Origin of the sequence: Streptomyces mesophilus (assembly GCF_011044995.1) — a bacterium.
GTDB lineage: Bacteria > Actinomycetota > Actinomycetes > Streptomycetales > Streptomycetaceae > Streptomyces > Streptomyces mesophilus.
Genome location: NZ_JAAKZW010000314.1, coordinates 1 through 7,753, shown reverse-complemented (window position 1 = coordinate 7,753; position 7,753 = coordinate 1). Strand labels below are relative to the sequence as shown.

The window sequence follows — 7,753 nt, the reverse complement described above, 5'->3', positions numbered from 1 at the left end:
GCCTTCGACATCGTGGGCTCCAGCCCCGAGGCTCTGGTCAAGGTCGAGGACGGCCGCGCGATGGTCCACCCCATCGCCGGTACGCGGCCGCGCGGCGCCACCCCGCAGGAGGACCAGGCGCTCGCCGATGAACTGCTCGCCGACGCCAAGGAGCGCGCCGAGCACCTCATGCTGGTCGACCTCGGCCGCAATGACCTGGGCCGGGTCTGCGAGCCCGGCTCCGTCGAGGTCGTCGACTTCATGTCCATCGAGCGCTACTCGCACGTCATGCACATCGTCTCGACGGTCACGGGCCGCGTCGCCGAAGGACGTACCGCGTACGACGTGCTGACCGCCTGCTTCCCCGCGGGCACCCTCTCGGGCGCGCCCAAGCCGCGCGCGATGCAGATCATCGACGAACTGGAACCCTCGCGCCGCGGCCTGTACGGCGGCTGCGTCGGCTATCTCGACTTCGCGGGCGACTCGGACACGGCGATCGCCATCCGTACGGCCCTGATCCGGGACGGTGTCGCATACGTGCAGGCCGGAGCCGGTGTCGTCGCCGATTCGGACCCCGTCGCCGAGGACACGGAGTGCCGGAACAAGGCGGCCGCGGTGCTGCGCGCGGTGCACACGGCCAACCGGCTGAACGGTTCGGCGGCCGGTGAGGGATAGTGGACACGTGACTGCTGTACCGAAGGCACGTACCTCCCCGGACGCCGAGGCCAAGACCTCCGGCGGCCGCCGCAGCCTGGCCGCCGCCCTGCTGCTCGGCGCGCTCGGCGCGACCGTCACGCTGCTCGCCTCGCGTCAGCCGTGGGCCGAGGGCGAGGCGCGGACCGTCGGCGGCGCGCTGCACCAGACCGCCACAGGCAGCGATGTGACCGGAGTGCCCGCGGCGCTCGCGATAGTGGGCCTCGCTGCCCTGGTCGCCGTGTTCGCCGTACGCCGCAGCGGCCGCACCCTGGTCTCGCTGCTGCTCGCCCTGAGCGGCGCCGGCATCGTGGCCGCCGCGCTGCTCGGCGCCTCCGACACCTCCGCGCTCGACGAGAAGGCCGCGAGCACCACCGGCGACGCCACCGCGCAGATCGCCGCCGTCTCGCACAGCGTCTGGCCGTACGTCGCCTGCGCGGGCGGTGCGCTGCTGCTGCTCGCGGGCCTGCTCGCGCTGCGCTTCGGCTCCCGCTGGCCCACGATGGGCGGCCGCTACGAGCGGGGTTCCGGCCCTCGTACCCGTCAGCAGAAGGTCGACCCGGACCGCCCCGAGGACCTGTGGAAGGCCCTCGACCGCGGCGAGGACCCGACCGGCTAGCGACGCACCGGCGCCACCGGCACCGGGACTCCGAGCCGGCGGCGCGACACCAACCGCGGGGCCGCGCGCAGTTCGCGCCCCGCCATGCGCGACAATGAAGCCAAGCGTTCGAGATTCTTCCGCGGGACCAACCTCCCCCGATGCTCTTCGAGCAGGGGGACCCCCAGGGGCACGAAACAAGGAGCACGTCATGGCCCATGACCACGGACACACCCCGGCTGCCTGGGTCGGTTCGATCATCGCGTTCGTCGGTTTCTGCGTCGCCGGCGCCTTCATGGTGCTGGACAGCCCGATCGGTTTCTGGGCCGGCATGATCGTCATCGCCGCGGGCGGTGTGATCGGTGGTGCCATGCGCGCCGCGGGCATGGGGCAGAAGCCCAAGCGCCAGATCCTGGTGAACGAGGGCTGAGCACTTTCTCGTACGGCGGTGGGGCGTGACCTTCTTCGGAACGGTCCGCCCCACCGTCGCGTTCGCTGACCGGGCGCGCGGGCCCGGGGCGGGGCAGAATGCGGGGGTGACCGCAGAACGCACCGCGCAGCCGCCAGGACCGCAGCAGTGGGCCCCGCAGACCGCCGCACCCCGTACAGGAGCGTCGCGTGCGCGGCGGCTGCTCGTACCGGTGGCCGCGCTCGGCGCCACCGCCGCGGCCGTCGCGTATGTCGGTGCCGTCGACCCCAACGAGTCCGGCCACTACCCGACCTGCCCACTGCTCGCCGCGACCGGTCTGTACTGCCCGGGCTGCGGCGGTCTTCGCTGCGTGCACGCCTTCGTCCACGGCGATCTGCCGGCCGCGCTCGGCGCGAACGTCATGGCCGTGATCGGCTTCGTCGTCGCCGCGTTCGTCTGGGTCCTGTGGGTGCGGCGCGCCTGGCGCGGCGGGCCCTCCGGGTTCACGATCCGCTCGTCGTACGCATGGGCGTTCGGCGGGTTGCTCGCCGTCTTCACCGTCGTACGGAATCTGCCGTTCGGATCTTTCCTGCACCCATGAACCGCCCGCGGCCAGGGACGCAAACGTCCAGGTAGTGGGACCGCCGTCAACCGGATGCGGGGCCTTCGCCCTTCTGCGGATACCATCGCAGTGGCCCCCGGAACACCGTTTCATCGACCGGGGGGCATCCGCCCGGACCGACCGGACGGGCGACCGCCGTCATGTCCGCCGCAATGGAAGGGGACCACTCGCGTGAGTGTGCTCGACGAGATCATCGAAGGCGTCCGCGAGGACCTCGCCGAACGGCAGGCGCGCGTCAGCCTCGACGAGCTCAAGGAGCGTGCGGCGAAGGCCCCCCAGGCGAAGGACGGGGTCGCTGCCCTGCGCGGCGACAGCGTCAAGGTGATCTGCGAGGTCAAGCGCTCCAGCCCGTCCAAGGGCGCGCTCGCCGCGATCGCCGACCCGGCCGGGCTCGCCGCCGACTACGAGGCGGGCGGCGCCGCCGTCATCTCCGTGCTCACCGAGGAGCGCCGCTTCGGCGGCTCGCTCGCGGACCTGGAGGCCGTCCGCGCCAAGGTGGACATCCCGGTCCTGCGCAAGGACTTCATCGTCACCGCGTACCAGCTGTGGGAGGCCCGCGCGTACGGGGCCGACATGGTGCTCCTGATCGTCGCCGCCCTGGACCAGGAGGCGCTGGTCTCGCTGATCGAGCGGGCCGAGTCCATCGGACTCACGCCGCTCGTCGAGGTGCACGACGAGGACGAGGTCGAGCGTGCGGTGGAGGCCGGCGCGAAGATCATCGGCGTGAACGCCCGCGATCTGAAGACCCTCAAGGTCGACCGCGACACCTTCTCGCGCGTCGCCCCCGAGATCCCCGACCACATCGTCAAGATCGCCGAGTCCGGCGTCCGCGGTCCGCACGACCTGATCGCGTACGCCAACGACGGCGCCGACGCCGTGCTCGTCGGCGAGTCCCTGGTCACCGGCAAGGACCCGCGGTCCGCCGTGGTCGACCTGGTCGCCGCCGGCGCCCACCCGGCCCTGCGCCACGGACGGGGCTGACCCCTCCGATGCCCATTGCCCGACGTCTCGCACCCGGTTGCCGCCCGCGCGGCTGCCGGGCGCCTGCGCGTCGGGTGCACGGGCGGCGGGTGCGCTACGTGATCGGGGCCGAGCCGGGTCAGATCAACGGGATGCGATGGCGCGGGCGGACTGTCCGCCCGTAACCGCGTAAGGCCGTACCTCTCTGAGGAGGTGGCGGCGCGGTCGGGCGATCCCGTCTACCCTGACCATCGCAAACCCGACATCCGGGGCGAGCGCGCCCCGACGTAGGAGCATCTCGTCATGCCCAGCGAAAACAGCGGATCTCGCGAGATCGGCGCATTCTTCATCCCTGAGCCCGAGGGGCAAGTCCCCACTCCCGAGGGCTACTTCGGCAAGTTCGGCGGCAAGTTCATCCCGGAGGCGCTCGTCGCCGCCGTGGACGAGGTGGCCGTCGAGTTCGAGAAGGCCAAGCAGGACCCCGAGTTCGCCCGCGAACTCAGCGAACTGCTCGTCAACTACACGGGCCGCCCGAGCGCCCTGACCGAGGTGCCGCGCTTCGCGTCGCACGCGGGCGGCGGCCGGGTCTTCCTCAAGCGCGAGGACCTCAACCACACCGGCTCGCACAAGATCAACAATGTGCTCGGCCAGGCCCTGCTCACCAAGCGCATGGGCAAGCCCAAGGTGATCGCCGAGACCGGCGCGGGCCAGCACGGTGTCGCCACCGCCACCGCCTGTGCGCTCTTCGGCCTCGAATGCACCATCTACATGGGCGAGATCGACACCCAGCGCCAGGCCCTGAACGTCGCCCGCATGCGGATGCTCGGCGCCGAGGTCATCGCCGTGAAGTCCGGGTCGCGCACGCTCAAGGACGCGGTGAACGAGGCCTTCCGCGCCTGGGTCGCCAACGTCGAGGACACCCACTACCTGTTCGGTACGGCCGCGGGTCCGCACCCGTTCCCGGCGATGGTGCGCGACTTCCAGCGCGTCATCGGCGTCGAGGCACGCCGCCAAATCCTGGAGCGCGCGGGACGCCTGCCCGACGCGGCCATCGCCTGCGTCGGCGGGGGCTCCAACGCGATCGGCCTCTTCCACGCCTTCCTCGACGACGCCGACGTACGGCTCATCGGCTGCGAGGCCGGCGGCCACGGCGTCGACTCCGGCGAGCACGCGGCCACGCTCACCGCGGGCGACCCCGGCATCCTCCACGGCTCGCGCTCGTACGTGATCCAGGACGAGGAAGGCCAGATCATCGAGCCGTACTCGATCTCGGCCGGCCTCGACTACCCGGGTATCGGCGCCGAACACGCGTATCTGAAGGACTCGGGGCGCGCCGAGTACATCCCGGTCACCGACGACGAGGCGATGCAGGCGCTGCGGCTGCTCTCGCAGACCGAGGGCATCATCCCGGCCATCGAGAGCGCGCACGCCCTGGCGGGTGCGCTCCGGGTCGGCCGGGAGCTGGGCGAGGACGGCCTTATGGTCGTCAATCTGTCCGGCCGCGGCGACAAGGACATGGACACGGCCGCGCGGTACTTCGGCTACTACGACGAGCAGGCGGGGGACGCCAAGTGAGCGGGAACATCGAGCTGTTGAGTGCGGCCCTCGCCGCGACCAAGGCCGAAGGCCGGTCGGCGCTCATCGCCTATCTGCCCGCCGGATTCCCGTCCGTCGACGGCGGGATCGACGCGGTCAAGGCCGCCTTCGACGGCGGCGCGGACATCGTCGAGGTCGGCCTTCCCTACAGCGACCCGGTGCTCGACGGCCCGGTCATCCAGACCGCCGACGACATCGCGCTGAAGAGCGGCCTGAAGATCGCCGACGTGATGCGCACGGTCCGCGAGGCGTTTGAGGCGACCGGCAAGCCCGTCCTCGTCATGACGTACTGGAATCCGGTCGACCGCTACGGCGTCGAGCGTTTCACCGCCGAGCTCGCCGAGGCCGGCGGCGCGGGCTGCATCCTGCCCGATCTGCCGGTCCAGGAGTCCGCGCTGTGGAGGGAGCACGCCGCCAAGCACGACCTCGCCACGGTCTTCGTGGTCGCGCCCAGCAGCAAGGACGCGCGCCTCAAGGAGATCACCACGGTGGGCTCCGGCTTCGTCTACGCGGCCTCCTTGATGGGCGTGACCGGGACGCGCGAGTCGGTGGGCGAGGCGGCCGAGGACCTGGTGCGCCGTACGAAGGCCACGACCGACCTGCCGGTCTGCGTCGGCCTCGGCGTCTCCAACGCCGAACAGGCCGCGGAAGTCGCCCAGTTCGCGGACGGCGTGATCGTCGGCTCGGCCTTCGTCAAGCTGATGCTCGACGCCGAGGACGAGGCGGCGGGTGTAGAGGCCGTACGCCGACTCGCGGGTGAGCTGGCTCGAGGCGTACGCACCCGGGCGAGCTGATCGCGGAAGTTGCTCATCCATACGGGTGGACATCGAACCGGGGAGGCACGCTCGTGCCTCCCCGGTTCGTTTGCGGAATGTGAGCGAGAAGAACCGTGAGGGAAAGCGTGCCGCCCGCGACCGGCTGGCACAGGAGCGGGAACAGCAGAAGGCCCGCGACAAGCGCCGACGTGCGCTGATCGTGACCGCCGCCGTGGTCGGCGTCCTTGGCCTGGCCGCGATCGCCGGAGTGATCGCGGCCAATGCGGGCGGTGACAAGAAGGACGCGTCCGGTCCTGTGGTGCCGCCTTCCGGCGCGAGCGGCAAGGACAGTCTGACGATCCCGGTGGGCAAGGACAGCGCCAAGTCCACGCTCACCATCTGGGAGGACTTCCGCTGCCCGGCCTGCGCCTCCTTCGAGACGCAGTACAGCCCGACCATCCATGAGCTCACCGAGAAGGGGCAGCTCAAGGTCGAGTACCGCCTGGCGACGATCATCGACGGGAACATGGGCGGCACGGGCTCGGTGAACGCGGCGAACGCCGCGGCCTGCGCCCAGGACGCCGGGAAGTTCACGCCGTACCACGACGTGCTCTACAAGAACCAGCCGCCGGAGACGGACGACGCGTTCGGCAAGGACGCCCGGCTGCTCGAGCTGGCGAAGGAGGTCGACGGTCTCGACTCCGCCGACTTCAAGAGCTGCGTCGAGGACGGCAAGCACGTGAGCTGGGTGAACAAGTCCAACGACGCCTTCCGCGACGGCAAGTTCACCGGCACGCCGACCGTCCTGCTCGACGGCAAGAACATCTTCGCGGACCAGAAGAACCCGCTGACGCCCGAGCAGCTGAAGAAGAAGGTGGAGGACGCGGCGAAGTAGTGGCGAAGTAGTACGGAGCCGTCTTCGCGGCCCTGTCCCGTCGGGACGGGGCCGCACCCGTTATCAGGCCGTTAGGCCGGGTGGATTGCCGCGCACGGGAGTCGGCAGGGTAGCGTCGACCCCGCCATGGAAATCCTTGCATCGATCCCCAGCCCGTCGAAGGGTGAACTCGACCTCTTCGGCCTTCCTCTGCGCGGCTACGCCTTCGCCATCATCATCGGTGTCTTCGTCGCCGTATGGATCGGCGGCAAGCGCTGGGTCGCCCGCGGCGGCAAACCCGGCACGGTGGCGGACATCGCCGTGTGGGCCGTGCCCTTCGGCCTCGTCGGCGGCCGCCTCTATCACGTGATCACCGACAACGACCTCTACTTCGGTGAGGGCCGTAACTGGGTGGACGCGTTCAAGATCTGGGAGGGCGGCCTCGGTATCTGGGGCGCCATCGCCCTCGGCGGACTCGGCGCCTGGATCGGCTGCCGGCGCCGTGGCATCCCGCTGCCGGCCTGGGCCGACGCCCTCGCCCCCGCCATCGCCATCGCGCAGGCGATCGGCCGCTGGGGCAACTGGTTCAACCAGGAGCTGTACGGGCGCTCGACCGACCTGCCCTGGGCGCTGGAGATCACGCGCTCGGACGGCGGGCGCGTGCCGGGCACGTACCACCCGACGTTCCTCTACGAGTCCCTGTGGTGCATCGGGGTCGCGCTGCTCGTCATCTGGGCCGACCGTCGCTTCAAGCTCGGTCACGGCCGGGCGTTCGCGCTGTACGTCGCCGCGTACTGCGTGGGCCGCGGCTGGATCGAGTACATGCGCGTGGACGACGTCCAGCTCAACGATGTGCTCGGGCTGCGGTTCAACGTGTGGACGTCGATCGTCGTCTTCGTCCTCGCCGTCGTCTACATGGTGGTGTCGGCGCGGATGCGGCCGGGGCGCGAGGAAGTGGTGGAGCCGGACCGGGACGGTGCGTCCTCGGATGCGGACGCCGCGGCCGGTTCGGACTCGGACTCGGACTCGGACTCCGACTCGGACTCCGACTCCGACTCCGACTCCGACAAGGTCGAGCTGTCCAAGGACGCCGGGGCCTCTGCGGACGCAGACGTCAAGGATGAGGCTGGGTCGGCCAACAAGGGCTGAGTGCTTGGCTTGGGCTGTAGGCCGCCGGACCCGTTGGGTTCGGCGGCCTTTTGCTTTCCCCTACCCGCCCCTTCCCGAAACCGGGGGCTTCGCCCCGGGCCCCCTGCATCCGAACTTC

9 protein-coding genes are annotated in these 7,753 nt (G+C 70.7%); all 9 read left to right on the top strand.

Translation table 11 applies throughout. The features are described from left to right. The coding region (locus G6045_RS37725; protein WP_206344705.1) for a chorismate-binding protein at window positions 1–654 on the top strand (654 nt) is incomplete at its 5' end. 7 nt (window positions 655–661) lie between these two features. Then, window positions 662–1,291 (top strand): TIGR02234 family membrane protein, encoded by a 630-nt coding sequence (locus tag G6045_RS37720; RefSeq protein WP_165336753.1) that lies wholly within the window; start codon window positions 662–664, stop codon window positions 1,289–1,291. 190 nt (window positions 1,292–1,481) lie between these two features. Next, window positions 1,482–1,700 (top strand): HGxxPAAW family protein, encoded by a 219-nt coding sequence (locus G6045_RS37715; protein WP_165336752.1) that lies wholly within the window; start codon window positions 1,482–1,484, stop codon window positions 1,698–1,700. 106 nt (window positions 1,701–1,806) lie between these two features. Then, complete coding sequence (locus G6045_RS37710; RefSeq protein ID WP_165336751.1) at window positions 1,807–2,280, top strand: DUF2752 domain-containing protein; 474 nt, start codon at window positions 1,807–1,809, stop codon at window positions 2,278–2,280. A 192-nt stretch (window positions 2,281–2,472) separates the two neighbouring features. Further along, window positions 2,473–3,282 carry an indole-3-glycerol phosphate synthase TrpC gene (gene trpC, locus G6045_RS37705; protein ID WP_165336750.1) on the top strand — a complete coding sequence of 270 codons (810 nt, stop codon included), beginning with the start codon at window positions 2,473–2,475 and terminating at the stop codon, window positions 3,280–3,282. Between the two features lie 282 nt (window positions 3,283–3,564). Further along, window positions 3,565–4,836 (top strand): tryptophan synthase subunit beta, encoded by a 1,272-nt coding sequence (gene trpB / locus G6045_RS37700; protein ID WP_165336749.1) that lies wholly within the window; start codon window positions 3,565–3,567, stop codon window positions 4,834–4,836. Continuing rightward, on the top strand, window positions 4,833–5,651 hold the full coding sequence (gene trpA, locus G6045_RS37695; RefSeq protein ID WP_165336748.1) for a tryptophan synthase subunit alpha: 819 nt from the start codon (window positions 4,833–4,835) through the stop codon (window positions 5,649–5,651). The genes trpB and trpA overlap by 4 nt, the downstream gene beginning before the upstream one ends. Before the next feature lie 79 nt (window positions 5,652–5,730). Next, the gene (locus tag G6045_RS37690) at window positions 5,731–6,507 is read left to right on the top strand and encodes a thioredoxin domain-containing protein (RefSeq protein ID WP_328708052.1); all 777 of its coding nucleotides are present in this window, start codon (window positions 5,731–5,733) and stop codon (window positions 6,505–6,507) included. A 126-nt stretch (window positions 6,508–6,633) separates the two neighbouring features. Next, a complete protein-coding gene (lgt, locus tag G6045_RS37685; RefSeq protein ID WP_165336746.1) occupies window positions 6,634–7,635 on the top strand; it encodes a prolipoprotein diacylglyceryl transferase in 1,002 nt (333 codons plus the stop codon). The last annotated feature ends 118 nt before the right edge of the window (window positions 7,636–7,753 follow it).